At 56.8% G+C, this 16563-nt stretch carries 19 protein-coding genes; 5 read left to right on the top strand and 14 right to left on the bottom strand.

Translation table 11 applies throughout. The annotated features are described in order from the left end of the window. Window positions 1–16: 16 nt before the first annotated feature. Genes ROA7450_RS01355 through cysG form a run of 5 tightly spaced genes read right to left on the bottom strand, consistent with a single transcriptional unit; the run spans window position 17 to window position 4549 of the window. Complete coding sequence (locus tag ROA7450_RS01355) at window positions 17–424, bottom strand: DUF934 domain-containing protein (RefSeq protein ID WP_085803821.1); 408 nt, start codon at window positions 422–424, stop codon at window positions 17–19. Beyond that, complete coding sequence (locus ROA7450_RS01360; RefSeq protein WP_085803822.1) at window positions 421–1155, bottom strand: phosphoadenylyl-sulfate reductase; 735 nt, start codon at window positions 1153–1155, stop codon at window positions 421–423. The genes ROA7450_RS01355 and ROA7450_RS01360 overlap by 4 nt, the downstream gene beginning before the upstream one ends. Next, window positions 1142–2809 carry a nitrite/sulfite reductase gene (locus ROA7450_RS01365; RefSeq protein ID WP_085803823.1) on the bottom strand — a complete coding sequence of 556 codons (1668 nt, stop codon included), beginning with the start codon at window positions 2807–2809 and terminating at the stop codon, window positions 1142–1144. The genes ROA7450_RS01360 and ROA7450_RS01365 overlap by 14 nt, the downstream gene beginning before the upstream one ends. 29 nt (window positions 2810–2838) lie before the next feature. Then, window positions 2839–3150 (bottom strand): DUF2849 domain-containing protein, encoded by a 312-nt coding sequence (locus tag ROA7450_RS01370; protein ID WP_085803824.1) that lies wholly within the window; start codon window positions 3148–3150, stop codon window positions 2839–2841. A 1-nt stretch (window position 3151) separates the two neighbouring features. After that, a complete protein-coding gene (gene cysG / locus ROA7450_RS01375) occupies window positions 3152–4549 on the bottom strand; it encodes a siroheme synthase CysG (RefSeq protein ID WP_085803825.1) in 1398 nt (465 codons plus the stop codon). A gap of 144 nt (window positions 4550–4693) precedes the next feature. On the opposite strand from cysG, the gene ROA7450_RS01380 reads away from it, so the two are divergent. Beyond that, the gene (locus tag ROA7450_RS01380) at window positions 4694–5155 is read left to right on the top strand and encodes an Lrp/AsnC family transcriptional regulator (RefSeq protein ID WP_085803826.1); all 462 of its coding nucleotides are present in this window, start codon (window positions 4694–4696) and stop codon (window positions 5153–5155) included. A gap of 106 nt (window positions 5156–5261) precedes the next feature. On the opposite strand, the gene tpiA is transcribed toward ROA7450_RS01380, so the two are convergent. Continuing rightward, window positions 5262–6005 (bottom strand): triose-phosphate isomerase, encoded by a 744-nt coding sequence (tpiA, locus tag ROA7450_RS01385; protein WP_085804127.1) that lies wholly within the window; start codon window positions 6003–6005, stop codon window positions 5262–5264. A 117-nt stretch (window positions 6006–6122) separates the two neighbouring features. Here tpiA and ROA7450_RS01390 point away from each other — a divergent pair, with 117 nt between their 5' ends. After that, complete coding sequence (locus ROA7450_RS01390) at window positions 6123–7037, top strand: isopenicillin N synthase family dioxygenase (RefSeq protein WP_085803827.1); 915 nt, start codon at window positions 6123–6125, stop codon at window positions 7035–7037. Window positions 7038–7048: 11 nt separating this feature from the next. On the opposite strand, the gene ROA7450_RS01395 is transcribed toward ROA7450_RS01390, so the two are convergent. Together ROA7450_RS01395 and ROA7450_RS01400 are read right to left on the bottom strand one after the other, a co-directional pair. Next, the gene (locus ROA7450_RS01395) at window positions 7049–7399 is read right to left on the bottom strand and encodes a HesB/IscA family protein (RefSeq protein ID WP_085803828.1); all 351 of its coding nucleotides are present in this window, start codon (window positions 7397–7399) and stop codon (window positions 7049–7051) included. A 30-nt stretch (window positions 7400–7429) separates the two neighbouring features. Beyond that, window positions 7430–7792: an SUF system Fe-S cluster assembly protein gene (locus tag ROA7450_RS01400; RefSeq protein WP_085803829.1), complete on the bottom strand. Its 363-nt coding sequence runs from the start codon at window positions 7790–7792 to the stop codon at window positions 7430–7432. Between the two features lie 197 nt (window positions 7793–7989). Here ROA7450_RS01400 and ROA7450_RS01405 point away from each other — a divergent pair, with 197 nt between their 5' ends. Both ROA7450_RS01405 and ROA7450_RS01410 read left to right on the top strand, forming a co-directional pair. Continuing rightward, complete coding sequence (locus tag ROA7450_RS01405) at window positions 7990–8514, top strand: REP-associated tyrosine transposase (RefSeq protein ID WP_085803830.1); 525 nt, start codon at window positions 7990–7992, stop codon at window positions 8512–8514. A gap of 348 nt (window positions 8515–8862) precedes the next feature. Then, on the top strand, window positions 8863–9396 hold the full coding sequence (locus ROA7450_RS01410; protein ID WP_143534313.1) for a hypothetical protein: 534 nt from the start codon (window positions 8863–8865) through the stop codon (window positions 9394–9396). Window positions 9397–9526: 130 nt separating this feature from the next. Here the strand turns inward: ROA7450_RS01410 and ROA7450_RS01415 are convergent, their stop codons facing one another. The 3 genes from ROA7450_RS01415 to ROA7450_RS01425 are packed head-to-tail and all read right to left on the bottom strand — an operon-like array spanning window position 9527 to window position 12931. Continuing rightward, complete coding sequence (locus ROA7450_RS01415) at window positions 9527–10714, bottom strand: BaiN/RdsA family NAD(P)/FAD-dependent oxidoreductase (RefSeq protein ID WP_085803832.1); 1188 nt, start codon at window positions 10712–10714, stop codon at window positions 9527–9529. Window positions 10715–10769: 55 nt separating this feature from the next. Further along, window positions 10770–12164, bottom strand: a complete 1395-nt coding sequence (locus ROA7450_RS01420; protein ID WP_085803833.1) for a helix-turn-helix domain-containing protein — start codon at window positions 12162–12164, stop codon at window positions 10770–10772. Window positions 12165–12217: 53 nt separating this feature from the next. Next, complete coding sequence (locus ROA7450_RS01425; protein WP_085803834.1) at window positions 12218–12931, bottom strand: ArsR/SmtB family transcription factor; 714 nt, start codon at window positions 12929–12931, stop codon at window positions 12218–12220. 77 nt (window positions 12932–13008) lie between these two features. Here ROA7450_RS01425 and ROA7450_RS01430 point away from each other — a divergent pair, with 77 nt between their 5' ends. After that, a complete protein-coding gene (locus ROA7450_RS01430) occupies window positions 13009–13899 on the top strand; it encodes a DMT family transporter (protein WP_159453976.1) in 891 nt (296 codons plus the stop codon). Here the strand turns inward: ROA7450_RS01430 and ROA7450_RS01435 are convergent. The 3 genes from ROA7450_RS01435 to ROA7450_RS01445 all read right to left on the bottom strand — a co-directional run bounded on the left by ROA7450_RS01435 (window position 13896) and on the right by ROA7450_RS01445 (window position 16559). Then, on the bottom strand, window positions 13896–15266 hold the full coding sequence (locus ROA7450_RS01435; protein WP_085803836.1) for a glutamate--cysteine ligase: 1371 nt from the start codon (window positions 15264–15266) through the stop codon (window positions 13896–13898). The two genes, ROA7450_RS01430 and ROA7450_RS01435, sit on opposite strands and share 4 nt — an antisense overlap. A 64-nt stretch (window positions 15267–15330) precedes the next feature. After that, window positions 15331–15837: a hypothetical protein gene (locus tag ROA7450_RS01440; RefSeq protein ID WP_085803837.1), complete on the bottom strand. Its 507-nt coding sequence runs from the start codon at window positions 15835–15837 to the stop codon at window positions 15331–15333. Further along, window positions 15834–16559, bottom strand: coding sequence for a 16S rRNA (uracil(1498)-N(3))-methyltransferase (locus ROA7450_RS01445; RefSeq protein ID WP_085803838.1), 726 nt, complete (start codon window positions 16557–16559; stop codon window positions 15834–15836). The genes ROA7450_RS01440 and ROA7450_RS01445 overlap by 4 nt, the downstream gene beginning before the upstream one ends. Window positions 16560–16563 lie beyond the last annotated feature (4 nt).

Consider the following 16563-nt stretch of genomic DNA (forward strand, 5'->3'; position numbering starts at 1 on the left):
TAAGGAAAAGGGGCGATCAGCCGCGCAGGCGCGACTGATAGTCATGGGCTTGCCAATCAGCACGGTCGAGCCACTGATCTTCGGGCTGGCGTTCGGCCAGATCATCACTGATCTCGACCTCGTCAAAACCCGCGCGGCGGGCCATGGCGTATTGATCCGCAATCACGTGACCTTTTGCACGTAGGTGACCATTGTATCCCAGTAAGCGTAGCTGGCGGGCTATGGTAAAGCCGCGGCCATCGGCAAAGCTGGGGAAATCCACGCGCACCATGCGCAGGCTGCCCAGCCGGTCCTTGAGGGTTTGCGGGTCTGTGTCCGAAGGCAGGTCGAGCACTTCGGATGTGTCAGTTGCTTCGGCCAGAGGGACAAATTCCTCGTTCCAGCCATCTGGGGCAAAGCCCGTGTCGGTGATGATCACAGTCATGCGTTTTCTCCTGTTCGCACCATTTTGCCGTCGACAAAGTGGATGCCACATTCAGTTTTATCTTCGCCGCGCCAACGTCCGGCGCGGGGGTCTTCGCCCTCGGCGACCGGCGTGGTGCAGGGCATGCAGCCGATCGAAGGGTAGCCTTGTGCCACCAATGGATGGCGGGGCAGGCGGTTTTCTTCCATGTAAGTGCGCACATCTTCGGGTCGCCAGTGCGCCAACGGATTAATTTTCATCCGTCCGGTGTTGTCTTCGACCTCAAAGAAGTCCAGCTCAGCCCTGGTGCTGCTTTGGTAACGTTTGCGCCCGGTGATCCAGCCGTCAAAGCCCTCAAGGGCCTTTTGCAACGGGATCGTCTTGCGCAGCGCACAGCAAGCGTTTTTGTCACGCTGGTTCAGCATGAAATCCGGATCCTGCGCGCGGGTATCTTCCTTGCTGGCCCGGATAATATGCAGGTTGCGTAGGCCAAGACGTTCGCTCAGCTCTTGCTGATAAACCAAGGTTTCCGCAAACAGCAGCTCGGTATCAACAAACAGTACCGGCGTGTCCCGGTTGATGATCGACACCATGTGAAGCAGCACCACGGATTCGGCTCCAAAGCTGGAGACAAGCGCCATTTTACCGGCGCTTTCATCGGTCAGCGCGCGTGTCAGGACAGTCACGGCTGAATTCAGCCGGTACCAGTCGTTTAGCGCGCCAACCTTGGAGGTCAGCTCATTCTGCGGCATAGGCGCTGTCCTGCTCGTAAAGCGCGGACTTGAACGGGGCCAGGCCAACGCGGCGATAGGTCTGAAGGAAGCTCTCTGCAGGGTTTTCGCGCAGGTCGAGATAGGCGTAGACGATCCGTTCAATCGCGGGAACGATTTCATCATAGGCAAAGCCCGGGCCTGTGCGGTCACCGATGGCCGCGTCCTGAGTTGCGTCACCGCCCAGAGTGATCTGGTAATTTTCAACACCTGCACGATCAAGACCAAGAATGCCGATGTGACCCACGTGGTGGTGACCACAGGCGTTGATGCAGCCAGAGATCTTGATCTTCATATCGCCGATGTCATGCTCGAGCTTGAGCTCGTCAAAACGATTGGCGATCTGCTGTGCAACAGGGATCGAACGTGCTGTGGCCAGCGCGCAGTAATCCATGCCGGGGCAGGCGATGATGTCCGAGATCAGACCGATGTTGGCGGTCGCGAGGCCGGCCTTTTTCAGCTCGGCGTGGATCGCAGGCAGGTCCGACTTGTGAACATGCGGCAGGATCACATTTTGCTCGTGGCTGATGCGCAGCTCGTCATGGCCGTATTTTTCAGCCAGTCCGGCCATCACGCGCATCTGATCCGCGGTCGCGTCGCCCGGTGTTTGGCCGTGCGCTTTGATGCTGATTTGGGCAATGGCGTAACCGTCGGCCTTGTGGGGCGCGATGTTGGTATCCACCCAAGAGCGGAAGATCGGGTCAGTCTTGTAGGCGGTTTCAAACACGGCGGTGTTTTCCTGGCGGAAGGCCGGAGGCGCGAAGGCCGTTTTGATGTCCTGGAACAGTTCCTGATCAATGCCGCCAAAGGTGGGGCGAATGCGGGCAAAGTTCTCTTCAACACGGGCGCGGATATCGTCGATACCATGCTCATGCACGGTGATTTTGATCCGGGCTTTGTATTTGTTGTCGCGACGACCCAACAGGTTCCAGACACTGACGACGGCCTCGAGGTATGGCAACAGGTCCTGCTCGGGGAGGTAGTCACGTAGGACTTTGCCAATCATTGGAGTGCGCCCAAGGCCGCCGCCGACGATGACGCGATATCCTATCTCGCCATCTTGTTCGACAACTTGCAAACCGATGTCATGCGCCTTGATCACGGCGCGGTCATTTTCAGACCCTGTGACAGCGATTTTGAATTTCCTCGGCAGGAACTGGAATTCTGGGTGGTCAGTAGACCACTGACGGATGAGTTCAGCCACTGGACGCGGGTCAGCAACTTCGTCCGCTGCAGCGCCAGCGAAGTGATCTGCGGTTACGTTGCGGATGGTGTTGCCCGAGGTCTGAATGGCGTGCATCTCCACCTCGGCCAGTGCATCAAGCATATCCGGCAGGTCTGGCAGCTTAGGCCAGTTGTACTGGATGTTCTGACGCGTGGTGAAGTGGCCATAACCCTTGTCCCACTTCTCGGCCAGCAGCGCCAACTGGTTCATTTGGCGGCTGTTGAGCGTGCCATATGGGATGGCGACGCGCAACATGTAGGCGTGCAGCTGCAGATAAACGCCGTTCATCAGGCGCAGTGGTTTAAATTCATCTTCGGTCAGGTGGCCCGCAACGCGGCGCTCAACCTGGGCACGGAACTGACGGTTGCGTTCCTGCACGAAGGCGGTGTCGAATTCGTTATAATTATACATCTGCTTGCTCCTTTGCGCGGGTCCGGGGCTTAGGCCCGCACGAGACCTTCAGCTTGCTTGCCGTGGTTATAGTTCGAGGGACCGGTGCGGCGGAAATCCTCGCGAAAGTGGGTGGGCTCCGGGCCGTTTGCGCTGGCCACAGCATCGGCCAGATAAACACCAACAACGACCTCTGTCTGCGCTTCGGCAAACAGCAATTGTTCCTGCGCGACGGCCTCGTCGGTGAACAGTTCAGCCTCGGCCAAATCGCGTGTCCATGCGCCATTGGCGTCGAGATAAACAACATCCCCTTCGATCAGGGCGTTGGCGGTGATGACTTTCGGAGTAAAAGCGCGGGCCATATCAGGCGAGCTCCTGTTCTTGTGTATTTGTCAGTGCAACCTGCGCCGCACGTGGGGCGAGGCCGTAGAAGGTGAGGGCCGGGCCGGAAATACCGGCGGCGACCAAATCGTTTGGCAGGGTTTCCAAAGTGCTTTCCAGAACACGCTGGTCGGCGCGGGTGGCGTTTTCAATCACGGTTACGGGCGTGGTCCGGTCTGCGCCGTGCATGATCAGGCGGCCCTGAATAAAGCGGGCGGATTTTTTGCCCATGTAGATTGCAGCCACTTCACCGGTGCGAGCCAGCGTTTTCCAGTCGTGATCGGCAAAGCCCTTCATGTCGTGGCCCGTCAGGAAGCGCACAGAAGAGTTACGCCCACGCTGGGTGAGGCTTTGGCCGATGGCCGCGACCGAAGCTGACGCGGCAGTGATGCCGGGGACAACATGCCAGCTTAGGTCGGCGGCCATGACCGCCTCAATCTCTTCGTCCAGACGACCAAAGACCGTTGGGTCACCGCCTTTAAGGCGAACCACCTGGGCGCCGGAAAGCCCATGTTCAACGATCAGGGCATTGATGTCGTCTTGCGACATTGATGGGCCGAAACCCTCTTTGCCTGCGTTGATCAGGACGGCTTCGCGGCGGGCGAGTTCCAGAATCTCGGGTGTGACCAAACGGTCGTGGATGATCACGTCAGCCTCGTCCAGCGCTTTGCGGGCCTTGAGTGTCAGCAGTTCCGGATCACCGGGGCCAGCACCAACAAAGGCGACGTGACCTTCGCGCTCTGCGGCGGCCTGATATTTGTCCAGTAGGGTGTTGAGGCTGTCTTTGACGGCAACCTCGCCGCCCTGATCCATCGCGCGGGGGCCTGCGGAATAATAGTAGTCTGCCCAAAAATCACGGCGCTTACGGCCCATGGGCAGCACTTCGACCGCTTTGCGAAAGGCCTTGCCGATGCGGGCAAGGGTGCCAAGTGACGTCGGTAGACGCTCTTCGAGATCAGCCTTGATGGCGCGAGCCAGAACTGGAGCCGCGCCCTCGGTACCGATCGCCACGGTGACCGGGTCACGATCAACAATGGCCGGGGTGATGAACTGGCTGTCCTGCAGGTTGTCGACGATGTTGACCAAGGCGCCCTCGGCTTCGGCAATCGCCGATGTGCGGGCGTCTTCGACATCATCCTCGTCTGCGGCATAGAACAAGGCAGCACCTTGGATATCGCCTGCGATCAATGCACGGCGGTGCAGGACTAGTCGGCCTTCGTGGGCCCAAGACACGATCACAGAGGCCGGCTCAGGCGAAAACACATGCAGAGAGGCTTCGGTTTTGAGTAGCAGGCGCAGTTTGGCCAAAGCAGCCTCGCCACCACCTGACAGGACGACCGAGCGTCCTTCGAGGGCGATAAAGATCGGAAAATGCTTCATACCTGCGGTCCCGCATTGCGTTTGCTTCCCTCTCTATATAGAAAATATTCCCGGTATTGCGCCATATACTGATGGAAATAAGGAAAATTGTTCCGTATGGTCGGGGATGAATGTGGAATATTCCAGAATAAAGGAAAAAGTGGAATGTCTGTTCGTCTGGATGAGTTAGATCGAAAAATCCTTGTGCAATTGCAGCAGGACGGAGGCCGGTCTTTGGACGAAATAGCCAAGGCGGTGGGTAGTTCCAAGACCCCTGTGTGGAATCGGATTCGCAAAATGCGCGAAGGTGGGGTGATCAAACAACAGACTTATGTTCTGGACGCGGACTCGCTGGGGTTTGAGGCTTGTTTCTTTGTTTTGATCCGTACATCGGAACATGACGCAGACTGGCAGGCGCGGTTTTTAAAAGCGCTACGGGACAGGCCCGAAGTGCAGGAGGCGCATCGTTTGGCAGGGGATATCGACTACATCCTCAAGGTCCGGGTGGAAAACGCGCGCGCTTACGATGTGTTCTATCAGGCGCTGATTTCAGAAGTGAAAGTGCATAACGTGACGGCGCTGTTATCGATGGAAGAGATCAAGTCGACCACAATGCTGCCGCTGTAAGAATGAGCGCGGCCTAAGGCCGCGCGCAGGGTGTCTCGGCCTCCGCCTTTGGCGTCACCCTCGGAATTGGAGCTTGGCGCGGGCGTGTGGCGCTCCTGAAGGTGTGTTAACTATTTTCCAGCGCGGAGATGATCGGCGAGAAATCTTCGGCCTTGAGGCTGGCCCCGCCGACCAAGGCACCATCGACATTGGCAACGGTGAAGATTTCAGCGGCGTTGCTGGGTTTGACCGAGCCGCCGTAGAGCAAGGGAATTGCATCGCCGATGTCTGCCCCAAAACGCTCAATCAACTTTTCGCGGATGAAGTCATGCACTTCGATGATCTGTTCAATGGTAGGTACCCTGCCGGTGCCAATGGCCCAGATTGGCTCATAGGCGATGACGGTATTGCTGGCTGTTGCAGTGTCCGGGGTGGAGATGGCCAATTGCCCGGCGATGATATCGAGCGTGTTGGCGGCGTCGCGCTGGGCTTCGGATTCGCCCAGGCAGATGATCGCTGTCAGACCCGCCGCATGAGCAGCGCGTGCTTTAGCCCGGACCTGCTCACTGGTTTCATCATGATCCTCGCGGCGTTCAGAATGGCCGAGGATCACGGCGGTGGCGCCACTGTCGGAAATCATCTCGGCCGAGATGTCGCCTGTGTGGGCGCCGGATGTATTGGCATGGCAATCCTGCGCACCGATTGCAATCGAGCCGCTTTGGGCTGCTGCCTGTGTCAGCAGGGTGGACGGGGGGCAGATCAGGATATCGACAGTGGGGGCGGGGTGTTGCAACGCGAGGTATTCTAGTTCGGCCAAAGCTGCGCTTGTGCCGTTCATCTTCCAATTGCCCGCTGCCAGTTTGCGCCGCATCATTGATCCCCTTTTCCTGATTGCGTTGTTGTTTCTCGAACGCCGACAGCAGTCAAGCGGGTTTGCATGTTGGGAAAAACTATTTATGTCGCTTTTGTCGAAGTGAGGAATAATATCATGATCCCCGAAATTGACCTTAAGGCCGCGCTGAGCGGTGATCGCGGTGCACTGGCTCAGATGCGGGTTGCGGCTGAAGATATAGGTTTTCTAACCGTCAAGAATACAGCTGTTTCTGCCGCAGATGTTGAGATTGCATTGCGGGCTTATGCGACGTTTTTCAAGTTGCCAGCGAGCGTAAAACAATCAGTCGACATGGCGCAGACAGGGGCGAACCGGGGTTGGGGGGCGTCGCAGGCAGAGCAGGTCGACCCAGAATCCAACCCTGATTACAAGCAGGTGTTTGATTGTGGGTTCGAATTAGCAAAAGACGATCCCCTGCGTCAGTCTGGATTGGGCGTCTACGCGCCGAACCAATGGCCGCAGGGAATGTCTGAATTTAAACAAGCCATTACAGGCTATTATGATCAAGCGCTCACGGTCTCAGCGCAGATATTGCAGTTGCTGGCACAGGCAATTGGCGAAGATGCGGATTTCTTTACTGACAAGTTTGACAAACCAATGGCTTTGTTGCGCGGGAACTACTATCCGCCGCGTCCAGCTTGGGCTGGGAACAAGGATTTCGGCATCGCAGAGCATACCGACTATGGTTGTTTGACGCTGCTGGCGACCGACGGGGTGCCAGGGTTGGAGGTGAAACTGCGCGATGGGCGCTGGATTCCGGTGAACGCCACGCCAGGTACATTCATTGTGAATTTTGGTGAAATGCTACAAATGTGGACTGAGGGGCGCGTGGTGGCAACGTCGCATCGGGTGATCGGCTCTAAAGAGGAACGTTTGTCTATCCCGATGTTCTATAATCCGAATTACAGCACTAATGTTGCACCAAAAGGATCAGATCAGGTTATTTTGGCAGGGGAGCATTTGACCCGCCGCTTCGACGAGACTTATGTGCATTTGCAAAGCGGGACTTGAGGTTTGAGGGCTTACATGCCCTCAAATTTGATGGATTCACCGCAGCCGCAGGCCTCTGAAACGTTGGGATTGTTGAATTTAAAGCCCGCTTCGAGCAGAGATACCTCATAGTCGATCTCAGTGCCGAAAAGAAACATTTGGGCCATCGGGGCGATCATCACGCGTGCACCGTCTTGTTCGACCACTTCATCGAGTGGGTTCACCTCGGTGACATATTCCATGGTGTATTCCATGCCCGCGCAACCGCCTTTTTTGACGCCAATGCGCAGCCCCTCATGGCCGTCTTTGGCCATGAGTTTGGCGATTTGTGCGGCGGCCTTTGACGTTATTGTGACGGCCTGTTTTCCCGGAATTCCAAACATGAAGTTTCCCTTTCAGAGGTTTGATATAGCTTACATAAAACCAAGTTCAAGACGGGCTTCGTCACTCATCATGTCCATGCCCCAGGGGGGCTCCCATGTGAGCTCAACATTGACCTGTTTTACACCGGCCATCGGTTCGATCGCTTCGGCAATCCAGCCTGGCATTTCACCAGCAACGGGGCAGCCCGGCGCAGTCAAGGACATGATTACATTGACTTCGTTTTCGGCATTTATGTCGATTGTGTAGATCAACCCTAAGTCATAGATGTTGACGGGGATTTCAGGGTCATAGACCGAACGGCATGCCTCGACCACCTGATCATACAGAGGATGATCAGTGGTGGATGGGGCGATCAATGGGGTGCCTTCAAGCGGCTCGGGGCTCTGGTCCATGACGTATTCCTGCGGGTTATCCTGAGTAATCATATAGGGATTAAGAAAAGCCGCGTCCAGAGGGGGGATTTAAGTACAGGTTGTATAAGTTGAACGCGGGTTTTGTGCAAAAGTCCGAACACCATGCTGTAGGGTGGGCAATCCCTGCCCACCGCCCCGTCAACATAATGTTAACCATAGCGCAGCGATGATGCCGCATGCCAAATTATCGCCGTCTGCGCCATCAGGGCGCGGCGTATTTTTTCACCGTCACCCTTGCCAACCGAAACGCGACGCTTTTGGTCGATCAGATAGCCGACCTGCGCACCGCCTATGCCGAGACAATCGCCACAATGCCCGTGACCTGCGACGCAATGGTCGTGTTGCCGGATCACCTGCACGCGGTCTGGACACTACCACGAGGAGACAGCGATTTTTCGGAACGCTGGCGTAAGATCAAGTTCCGGTTTTCGCGCCGGGTGGGGCGGCGATTTCCACGCTCAGACAGCAAGCACAAGAAACGCGAATGCGGGATCTGGCAGCGGCGATTTTGGGAGCACGTCATCCGAGACGAGGAGGATTTCAATCGACATGTTGAATATTGTTGGGGCAACCCGGTCAAACATGGAATGGTCACACGGGCGGTGGATTGGCCGTATTCATCGATTCACCGAGACATCCGACGTGGTGCGGTTGACCCGGAATGGATGGCGCAGGATGACGCGGGCAATTTTGGAGAATGACCCGTAGGGTGGTCCGTTTTGCCCACCATGTGTTTGGAATCAATGTTTGCCAGTGTGGAGAGGGTGGCGGTGGGCAGACATTGCCCACCCTACGCTTGCTCGGTGTTTGTGTGTTGATGTGGGGCTGAGATGTAACTGTAGATATGCTCATATCTGGTTCCCGTTCCTGTGATCTATTGGCTGAGCAGCAGCGGTCATAACTAAGCCTCATGACTAGCCTCTCTTGTCCCGCAGAGTTGAGTGTTGTGTTTTGGATACATCCGATTGGTGAGTGCGTTTCGCAATTCTTTCAACGTTGTTCATTAGCGAAGGAATGCTATTCAGCGACCGATGAATCGGGAGTTTGGTATGAAACATTATGTAGCCATGGCTTTGAGTTTGGTGTTGCTAAATGCTTGTACGAGTGCGGACCCGGATGTCGCAAAAAAACAGCATTTGCGCGCAAAGGCTGATGCGGTGAATGTGAAATTCTCCGATCCGGCTTTGATTAAAACAGTGGTCGGTTTTCGCGGGGTAAATTTCACTACAACGCGACCAGATGCCAATGAGACAATCGGTGTCGATAAAGGCGTTGATGTTAACTCCTCATGTAAAATCCAAGCATCAGGATATTCAGCCGATTTTACAACTCCGGCAGTCGTTAACATGCCGAGCTTTGGAAAATACACTCAGAACGCAAAGCTAAGTTGCACTTACAATGATCGCGAATACAGCAAAACGCTTAAACCCCATAATCCATCCAAGAGTTCAAGAAAGGGGGCTGCAGTAGCGGTTGGCTTGCTTGTTTGTTCGGCCTGTGGCGGGATTATGCTTGCTGAAGCTGGCGGCACACGTGAAGATGATATCCTCGTTTTTGAGGATGTTGAGCTGGAAGTCCGTTAAACGCTCGTTGCAATAAATGTAGCACAAAGTTGAGCCCAGCGGGAATTCTGCCGGGCTTTTATGTTGGGAAGATGCAGAGTGAAATTTCTCAGCCAACAAGACTGATAACAAAACGGATTCGCCTTCTATGTTAAAGAGCCATTCCGGCCGCCCAGCCGCTGGACCAGGCCCATTGGAAGTTATAGCCCCCAAGCCAACCGGTGACGTCGACGGCTTCACCAATCGCATAGAGGCCGGGGAGGTGTTTGGATTCCATGGTTTGAGACGACAGACCGTTGGTGTTGATGCCACCCAAGGTCACCTCGGCCTTGGCGTAGCCTTCGGACCCGGTTGGGGTGAAGGGCCAGTCTGACAGGCGGGCATGGGCCGCACGAAGTTTTTTGTCGGGGATATTGGCCATCTCGCCCGGGAGGGCTAGTTTTTCGGCCAAAGCGGTGGCGAGACGGTCGGGGAAGGCTGTGGCCAGCGCTGTTTTTAGCCCAGAGCGCGGAGCTGCTTTTTTGGCGTCGATGAGCCAGTCTGCAGAGTGATCGGGCAGGAAGTTGATGCCGATCTGCTCACCCTTGCGCCAGTAGGATGAGATTTGCAGAATTGAGGGGCCAGAGAGACCTTTGTGTGTAAAAAGCGTACCCGCGCGAAACTTTGTTTTGCCATGGCGGGCGACGGCGTCAGTGGAGACGCCAGAAAGATTGCGAAAGAGTAGCTCATCCTCGCCCAATGTAAGAGGGACGAGGGCGGGGCGGGGCTCGACGATCTTGAGCTCGAACTGGCGGGCAAGATGGAAGGCGAAGTCAGTGGCTCCCATTTTGGGAATTGAGGGTCCGCCCGTGGCGATCACCAAAGCAGGTGCCGTCGCGGTGAGCGTGTCGAGCGTGACAGTGTAGCGGGCATCCGAATGGCTGACGTCGCGGATCGGTTGGCCGAGCTGTATGGTCACATCACCCTTGGCACATTCATCCAGCAGCAGTTTCACAATCTGCCGGGCAGAGTCGTCGCAAAATAGTTGGCCGAGTTCCTTTTCATGCCAGGCAATTTTGTGCTTGTTCACCAGATCGATGAAATCCTGCGCGGTATAGCGGCCAAGCGCGGATTTGCCGAAATGTCGGTTCTGGCTGAGATAGCATTCAGCACGGGCGTCGATATTGGTGAAATTGCAGCGCCCGCCGCCCGAGATCAGGATCTTCTTGCCCGGTTTGCTGGCATGATCGATGACCAGCACCCGTTTGCCACGCTGGCCTGCGATGGCGGCACACATCAAACCCGCACCTCCGGCCCCGAGGACAATGGCGTCGTAGGTTTTGAACGATGAATTGCTCATAGCAGGGCGTTATCCTGTCGCGCCTTGGTGCGCAATAGACTGGAGGCAGAAAGGTTTATCCCACCCGATAAGGCAGAACGCCGCGCTCGTCAGGCACGACCTGTAATCGGCGCTCCAAGGGGGGCACAGAGCGCTGATGGCAATGGGTGCGTTCACATATCCTGCAGGAAATACCAATGGGTTCAAAGGCTTGTGCATTATTGAGGTCGAGACCTTCAGCGTAAATCAGGGCATCAGCATGTTTCACTTCGCAGCCTAGAGCGATGGCGAAGCGGCGCACGGGGGCACCAAATGAGCCTCCGGATTTTGAGACATCACGGGCCAGGCTGATATATCTGACACCATCCGGGGTTTCGGCCAGCTGGCGCAGAAATTGCGCGGGCGTTTCAAAGGCGCGGTGCACGTTCCACAGCGGGCAGGCCCCGCCGAACCGGGCGAATTGCAGCCGCGTGGCCGAGTGGCGTTTGGTGATGGTTCCAGCTTGATCAACGCGGACAAAGAAGAACGGGACACCTTTGGCTCCCGGGCGTTGAAGTGTCGAGAGGCGGTGACAGATTTGTTCGATGGAGGCACCAAAGAGGTTGGCGAGGACCTCAAGATCATGCCGGTGCTCCTGCGCGGCGCTAAGGAAAGTGCTGTAAGGCATCATCGCCGCCCCGGCGAAATAGTTGGCCAGACCGATCTTGGCTATGGCGCGGGCGGTGTCGGACTGGAACCGGGCAAAATCGAGTGTCGCCTCGATCAACTGATCCTGTGTTAACAAGGCGACTTGTAAAAGGAGTTGGAAGTCTCGGGTTTCGGGCTCAGCGCGAGAGGACAGGTATAGTGTTTTAGTCTGTGCATCGTAGCGACGCAGGGGGCCGTCATCCGAGTTCAAGACGGTGATGCCCATTTTTTCGAGACGATCTTGCGCAATGTCGCGCGGGCGTTTTGTGGCGGATTGCACGAAATGTTCGGCCGCGCGATCAACCGCGTCGATGTAGTTGTCGCAATAGTGAAAGAAATCGCGGACCTCGTCCCAAGGGCTGGTCTGCGTGCGGGCATCTTCGCGGCCCAATGCCTCGTCAAGCGAGGCAAGGCGTTCATGGGTCTGGCGGTAGGCGCGGTGCAATTCCAAAAAGGCGCGGGCGAGGGCGGGTGCATTGGAGGCGGTGAGGCGCAGATCTGTCAGGGGTGGTGGATCATCGGCAAAAACCGGATCCGCGAGTGCCTCGCGCATGTCGCTAATCATGCGTTCTGCATCACCGCTCGATAGCTCGGTAACGTCAAAGCCAAATTCCTGCGCCAATGCCAGAACCACAGTGGTGCTGATCGGGCGGTTGTTGTTTTCCATCTGGTTGAGATAGGGCAGCGACACACCCAGACGGGCGGCAAAGTCTTTCTGTGTCAGGCTGAGGCGTTGACGCGTTTCACGCAGTTTCGCACCGGCGTAGAGCTTTTGTGTGGCCATGGCTTTGCCTTGAAGTTTGCAAGTTAGCTTTTGCGGAGATTAGGTTTGCAAAATCAAGGATGCAAGAGGTCGCCGGAGGATTTAATGTTCAGACCAAGGTGTTTTTTTAGCGCACTTTGGCCTTTGGGCGTCACATGCAGTACACGACGTTCGCGGGCGCGCTCGATCCAACCGTTGGCAAAGGCTAGGTCGGCGATGGTTGCGCCGACAACGCCGGCCACATGATGGCGGCGTTCGCTCCAATCCAGACACTGACGGGCAAACAGGCGTTTGCTGTGACGAAGGGTGGGGATGTCTGCACCAAATGATCCCAGCAGCGCCTCGCCTTGCGGGGTCAGTTCATAGTCGTTGTCCAGCGGGATCAATGCGCCATTGCTCACCAGAGCATCGGCAATGGCCACGCCTAGATGCCCTGCGATGTGATCGTAGCACATGCGGGCTTGTTGGATTGGTGTTCGGGGGCGTTTGCCGGGACGGTCGGCCAAATTGACATGGGCGGTTTGAGCCACAAGCTGTTCCAGCGCATGAGCGATTTGTGGGCTGGCAAGACGGTAATAGTTGTGACGTCCACTTTTTTCGCGCGTGACAAAGCCACCTTCCAACAGCTGTGCCAGATGTTCGCTGGCAGTGGAAGCCGACACCCCGGCCACGCCAGCCAGTTCAGTCATGGTCAAGGCACGTCCATCGAACAGTTCTGTCAACATTATTGCGCGGGCCGGGGCGCTGATCATCGCACCGATGCGCGCCATTGGGGGTTCATCATGCATACTTCGGAAATAACCGAAGCATGCCGTCCGCGTCAAGGTGTAGGTCTCGAGGGAGAGCAGAGAATGAGGATCAGGTGATGAGTGACGCTAACACAAGCCAAAGAGAGGAAACCGGGTATTTTGGACGCAGGCAGAGCCCGCTCTTGGGTATCTTTCTGGTGATGGCTTCTGCCGTGACCTTCAGCACCGCAGGGCTCTTTACCAAGGGTGTCACTGCCGGTTCGTGGGAAGTGATTTTCTGGCGTGGGGTGTTTGCGGTGGGATTTACCATCGGCTGGATTTGTTTCCGTCAACGGTTCCGGGATGAGGTAGTGAAGATGGGATGGAGCGGGGTTGCTATAGCCGCCGTGGGCGCGGTGGGGACGGCGGCGTTCATTGCCTCGTTCAAGCTGACCAGCATTGCGAATGTGTCGCTGATCTATGCGGTGGCGCCATTAATTTCAGCCTTGTTGGCCTGGGTGTGGATCAAGGAACCTGCGGGGCGGCGGGTGGTTTGGGGCGCGTTTGGGGCATTGGCCGGTGTTGCAATCATCGTGTCAGGATCATTGGGTGGTGTGAGCCTGAAAGGGGATCTGCTAGCCCTGCTCATGGCCTGCATGATGGCGCTGATGATGGTACTCTACCGGGTGTATCCTGAGACACCAGGCGCGGGGCCGATGGCATTGTCTTCGGTTTTATTGCTACCGTTTTGCCTGATGTTTGGGGCGCCGTTTGTTTTACCAATGTCCGAGATTGTGATCTTGGCGGCGTTTGGCCTGATCTTTGCGATTGCTTCAGTCACATTGGCCGAAGGGGTCCGACGGATTCCAGCGGGGCAGGCGGCGTTGCTGAGCACGTTGGAGGTGCCGCTCGCGCCTGTGTTAGCTTTTGTGGTTCTGGCCGAAATACCAGCGGTGCAGACCTTGATCGGAGCACCGCTGGTCTTGATTGCCGTTTTGCTGGCGGCATGGCCAGAACCGGAGGTTTAGTAGCTGTATTCGGCGAAGATCTTGGTGATGTCGTGGTTCCAATCACCATGATAGTGGTCCAGCAACTCATCCGCAGGGACTTTGCCGCTTTCGATGCTTTCGTGCAAGGCGTTGAGGAAGTGGGTTTCATCTGGCACCAGACCACCGGCACCGGGGCGGGCACGGGCTTTGAGGCCAGCCTCGGAAATATTGAGCACTTCGCGGGCTAGATCGTGCATCTTGATGTCACCGACCTGGGCCTGCAAGGCGTTTTCACTGGCGGCGATGCGCAGGTTTTCACGGGTTTCCGTATCCCAGTCTTTGACCAGATCCCAAGCGGCATCCAATGCGCCTTGGTCATAGGTCAGACCAACCCAGAAGGCAGGCAGAGCGCACAGGCGACGCCACGGGCCACCGTCGGCACCGCGCATCTCCATGAACTTCTTAATCCGCGCTTCGGGAAAGGCGGTAGTCAGATGGTCGGCCCAATCGGACAGTGTTGGGGTTTCGCCGGGCAGGGCTGGCAGCTTGCCTTCGAGGAAGTCACGGAAGGACTGGCCAAGGGCGTCGATGTATTTACCATCGCGGTAGACGAAGTACATTGGTACATCGAGGGCGTACTGCACCCAAGCCTCGAACCCGAAACCCTCGTCGAAGACAAACGGCACCATGCCGGTGCGTGCATCATCCAGATCACGCCAGACGCGCGAGCGCCAGGATTTGTGACCGTTGATTTTATTCTCAAGGAACGGCGAGTTGGCAAACAAAGCGGTGGCGACGGGTTGCAGGGCAATTGCCACACGCAGTTTTTGCACCATGTCAGCCTCGGACCCGAAGTCGAGGTTGACTTGCACCGTACAAGTGCGGCGCATCATGGTGCGGCCCATCGTGCCGACCTTTTGCATGTAGCTGTCCATCAGCTTGTAACGGCCCTTGGGCATGAGGGGCATTTCCTCGTGCTGCCAGATGGGTGCGGCGCCAAGGCCGATGAAGCCCACACCGATTTCGTCGGCGATGTCTTTGACCTCGCGCAGGTGAACGTTCACCTCGTCGCAGGTCTCATGAATGGTTTCGAGCGGTGCGCCCGACAGCTCCAACGCTCCGCCGGGCTCTAAGCTGACGTTTGCGCCGTCTTTTTCCAGACCAATCAGCTTGCCACCTTCGCGGACTTCGGCCCAGTCGTGGCGGTCACGCAGACCTTCGAGAACAGCAACGATGGACCGCTCGCCCTCAAATGGCAGGGGTTTCAACGTGTCTTTGCAATAGCCGAACTTCTCGTGCTCGGTGCCGATGCGCCAGTCTTCCTTGGGCTTACAGCCGCTTTCAAGATATTCTGCAAGTTGCTCGTGGCGTTCGATTGGTCCGCCGCCGGACTGGGGAATGGACATGGGCGCATCTCCTGCCTTGTCGCGTGTGTTTGGCTGCAACCACTGGCTCTAAATCAAGGCAGTGTCAATGCAGCCGGTTTGTTGGTTTTTGCCAGATCACGATAGGGTGATCCGGTTTTGCATTCAGAGTGGACAGCATTTGTTCGGTCTTGAGGCCGGGCAGGGTGGCGAAGGCATCAAACAGCAGATCCGCGCCTGTGGCGTTAAGCGGGATATGCAATGCGGGTTGTCCGGGTTGATTGAGTACCCAATGGGCCGGACGACCGGTGGGGTCGAGTTGCAGGCGGGTCATTTCGCGGATGGCAATTGCGCCACCGTCGAGCGGGCCGAAATAGGTGATCTGACCTTCGACCACCTGGACAACCCCGGGACCGCCTTGGCCTTGACGGAAACGAATGCGCTGAATGCCTGCCGCAAGTCCGATGACGCCGGCGATACAGAAGGCAAAGCCCAGCCATTTGACAAAGCCAAAGCTGGACAGCGCCCACCATAGGCCAAGGCTTAGCAGGATGGTTCCCGCCAGCATTTCACTCCACTGCCACAGGATTTGACGGGCCTCGGGGCGGATCATGACCAATCTCCAATCGCTTGTTGCCAGACGGTCATGGCGGCGACGGCGGCGGTGTCGGCGCGCAGGATTCGGGGGCCGAGGCTGACGGCGTGGGCGAAGGGCAGGGCGTGCAAACGGGTGCGCTCAGATTCGGAAAAGCCGCCCTCGGGCCCGATGAGAATCGCCCATTTGTCGCCTGACGCTTTGCCAAGGGTTTTGGCGGCTCCGGCGAGGGATTCGTCGCAGAACATCAATTGCCGGTCTTCGGGCCAGTCCGAGAGGAGCTTGTCGAGTTTTGCGAGGGCTGCAACCTCAGGTACGAAGGTTCCGCCGCATTGTTCGGCGGCTTCAACTGCGTGGGCTTGCAGGCGATCTTGTCGGATTCGTTCGGAATTAGTGAAATCGGTCTGCACCGGGCAGATCCGCGCCGCGCCCATTTCAGCCGCCTTTTCAACGATGAAGTCGGTTCGGGCCTTTTTGATCGGGGCAAAGAGCAACCATAGGTCAGGCGGGTTTTGCTGTGGGCGGGTTTGTTCAACAATCTCAAGCACGCCGCCGCGTTTGCTTGCTTGTGCGATGCTTGCGCGCCATTCACCATTTTGCCCGTCAAACAGCAGTAAATCGTCACCCACTCCCTTGCGCATGACGCCAAAGAGATAATGCGCCTGATCCTTTGTCACAGGAACAGATTGCCCTTGGGCCAAAGGGTGCTCTACAAACAGTCTGATCTTAGCGGTACTCATGGGG

Source organism: Roseovarius albus (genome assembly GCF_900172335.1).
Classification (GTDB): Bacteria; Pseudomonadota; Alphaproteobacteria; order Rhodobacterales; family Rhodobacteraceae; genus Roseovarius; species Roseovarius albus.

What these genes read in the sequence shown, in the direction of transcription:
- ROA7450_RS01415 (WP_085803832.1), bottom strand. Translation starts at nt 10,714, where the DNA reads ATGAGCAATTCATCGTTCAAAACCTACGACGCCATTGTCCTCGGGGCC.
- ROA7450_RS01435 (WP_085803836.1), bottom strand. Translation starts at nt 15,266, where the DNA reads ATGTCCATTCCCCAGTCCGGCGGCGGACCAATCGAACGCCACGAGCAA.
- ROA7450_RS01370 (WP_085803824.1), bottom strand. Translation starts at nt 3,150, where the DNA reads ATGGCCCGCGCTTTTACTCCGAAAGTCATCACCGCCAACGCCCTGATC.
- ROA7450_RS01380 (WP_085803826.1), top strand. Translation starts at nt 4,694, where the DNA reads ATGTCTGTTCGTCTGGATGAGTTAGATCGAAAAATCCTTGTGCAATTG.
- ROA7450_RS01410 (WP_143534313.1), top strand. Translation starts at nt 8,863, where the DNA reads ATGAAACATTATGTAGCCATGGCTTTGAGTTTGGTGTTGCTAAATGCT.
- ROA7450_RS01445 (WP_085803838.1), bottom strand. Translation starts at nt 16,559, where the DNA reads ATGAGTACCGCTAAGATCAGACTGTTTGTAGAGCACCCTTTGGCCCAA.
- ROA7450_RS01365 (WP_085803823.1), bottom strand. Translation starts at nt 2,809, where the DNA reads ATGTATAATTATAACGAATTCGACACCGCCTTCGTGCAGGAACGCAAC.
- ROA7450_RS01405 (WP_085803830.1), top strand. Translation starts at nt 7,990, where the DNA reads ATGCCAAATTATCGCCGTCTGCGCCATCAGGGCGCGGCGTATTTTTTC.
- ROA7450_RS01400 (WP_085803829.1), bottom strand. Translation starts at nt 7,792, where the DNA reads ATGGACCAGAGCCCCGAGCCGCTTGAAGGCACCCCATTGATCGCCCCA.
- ROA7450_RS01420 (WP_085803833.1), bottom strand. Translation starts at nt 12,164, where the DNA reads ATGGCCACACAAAAGCTCTACGCCGGTGCGAAACTGCGTGAAACGCGT.
- ROA7450_RS01355 (WP_085803821.1), bottom strand. Translation starts at nt 424, where the DNA reads ATGACTGTGATCATCACCGACACGGGCTTTGCCCCAGATGGCTGGAAC.
- ROA7450_RS01430 (WP_159453976.1), top strand. Translation starts at nt 13,009, where the DNA reads ATGAGTGACGCTAACACAAGCCAAAGAGAGGAAACCGGGTATTTTGGA.
- tpiA (WP_085804127.1), bottom strand. Translation starts at nt 6,005, where the DNA reads ATGCGGCGCAAACTGGCAGCGGGCAATTGGAAGATGAACGGCACAAGC.
- ROA7450_RS01395 (WP_085803828.1), bottom strand. Translation starts at nt 7,399, where the DNA reads ATGTTTGGAATTCCGGGAAAACAGGCCGTCACAATAACGTCAAAGGCC.
- cysG (WP_085803825.1), bottom strand. Translation starts at nt 4,549, where the DNA reads ATGAAGCATTTTCCGATCTTTATCGCCCTCGAAGGACGCTCGGTCGTC.
- ROA7450_RS01425 (WP_085803834.1), bottom strand. Translation starts at nt 12,931, where the DNA reads ATGCATGATGAACCCCCAATGGCGCGCATCGGTGCGATGATCAGCGCC.
- ROA7450_RS01360 (WP_085803822.1), bottom strand. Translation starts at nt 1,155, where the DNA reads ATGCCGCAGAATGAGCTGACCTCCAAGGTTGGCGCGCTAAACGACTGG.
- ROA7450_RS01440 (WP_085803837.1), bottom strand. Translation starts at nt 15,837, where the DNA reads ATGATCCGCCCCGAGGCCCGTCAAATCCTGTGGCAGTGGAGTGAAATG.
- ROA7450_RS01390 (WP_085803827.1), top strand. Translation starts at nt 6,123, where the DNA reads ATGATCCCCGAAATTGACCTTAAGGCCGCGCTGAGCGGTGATCGCGGT.